Source organism: Thermostichus sp. OS-CIW-31 (genome assembly GCF_054060305.1).
On the sequence record NZ_JBSSDA010000045.1, the window covers coordinates 1 to 1,018 of the forward strand.

Annotated in this window: 1 protein-coding gene; it reads right to left on the reverse strand. The window is 59.0% G+C overall.

The annotated features are described in order from the left end of the window. Nucleotides 1–209: 209 nt before the first annotated feature. Nucleotides 210–1,018, reverse strand: an 809-nt coding sequence (locus ACVWY9_RS14090) for a pentapeptide repeat-containing protein (protein ID WP_457389035.1), incomplete at its 5' end; no start/stop codon positions are given.

Genomic DNA, 1,018 nt, shown 5'->3' on the forward strand with positions numbered 1-1,018 from the left:
GATCCGTACCTCAGAGCACCCTTGATTGCTTGGATTCTCACCTTGGGATTCGGACTGCCCAGGGCTTGCTCAATGCCCACCAAGCCTCCCATGACTGGATCAAATCCACCCGGCCCTTGTCCCCCCAAAACAGGATCGAAGTTCTCGGCCACTGAATCACCTCCCTCATTCTTCCAAGCGACTCTCTACAAACCTTGGGGCCACAAAGTCTAAGGATGGCGTGTCCCATCGGGGAGAATTGTGTCCGTCAAATCTTTGAACCATCCCCATCCACGATTGAGCCTGGCACCTGCTAGGTTGGCCCCTCTAAGTTGAGTACCCCACAGCTTGGCCCAGCTTAGGTCAGCCCCACTTAGGTTGGCCCGGCTCAAATTAGCCTCGTCCAAATCAGCCCCAATGAGCCGAGCTCTGCTCAGGTTGGCCCCAGTGAGGTTGGCACCTCTCAGGTTGGCGCCTATCAGGTAAGCCCCAGCCAGGTTAGCTTCTTGCAGATCGGCCCTGCTTAGGTCGGCCCCAATTAGGTTAGCGTCGCGCAGGTCGGTTCCATATAGGTTGGCTTCACCCAGGCTAGCTCTGCTCAGGTTGCTCCCGCTCAAGTTGGCCCCGCTCAGGTCAGCTCCGCTTAGGTTCTTCAGGCCGGCCTGACTGTTGACGATTTCCCAGACTAACCGCCACTTGGGATCTAGCTGGGTCGTTTCAGAAACAAACGATCCCCTCAGGTTGGCCCCGCTTAGGTCGGCTTTGCTCAGGTTGGCCCTGTTCAGGTTGGCTCTGCCCAGGTCAGCCCCCCTCAGGTCAGCCCCCCTTAGGTCAGCCTCATTCAGGTTGGCCCTGCTCAGGTTGGCCCTGCTCAGGTTGGCTCTGCTTAGGCTGGCTCCACTCAGGTCAGCCTCACTTAGGTCAGCCTCATTCAGGTTGGCCCTGCTCAGGTTGGCCCCGCTCAGGTTGGCCTGGCTCAGGTTGGCCCCGCTCAGGTCAGCCTCGCTCAGGTTGGCCTGGCTCAGGTTGGCCCTGCTCA